This is a genomic window from Pseudomonas sp. SIMBA_068 (genome assembly GCF_046534705.1).
Classification (GTDB): domain Bacteria; phylum Pseudomonadota; class Gammaproteobacteria; order Pseudomonadales; family Pseudomonadaceae; genus Aquipseudomonas; species Aquipseudomonas putida.
In genome coordinates this window covers 1-276 of sequence record NZ_JAWRYI010000416.1, presented here as the reverse complement: position 1 = coordinate 276, position 276 = coordinate 1, and the positions used below count along the sequence as shown (strand labels likewise).

At 49.3% G+C, this 276-nt stretch carries 1 protein-coding gene; it reads left to right on the top strand.

Going from position 1 to position 276, the window contains the following annotated elements:
* Positions 1-62: 62 nt before the first annotated feature.
* Positions 63-276, top strand: a 214-nt coding sequence (locus SB756_RS29775) for a glutathione S-transferase N-terminal domain-containing protein (protein WP_410913174.1), incomplete at its 3' end; no start/stop codon positions are given.

The following is a 276-nucleotide window of genomic DNA, read 5'->3' as shown; positions in this document are numbered from 1 at the left end:
CACGCAGCAGTCTCAATCCCTTTATGTTTCCTGGCGAATAGTCACTGACTCTGGAGAACCCGATGAAACTGATTGGCAGCTATACCAGCCCGTTTGTGCGTAAGATTTCGATTATCATGCTGGAAAAAGGCATTACTTTTGAATTCGTTAACGCATCGCCTTACAGCGATGACAGCCACGTGCCGCACTACAATCCGCTGGGCAAAGTTCCGGCGCTGGTCGCTGACGATAAGCAAATCTGGTTCGATTCCAGCATCATTGCGGAGTTTCTGGAAC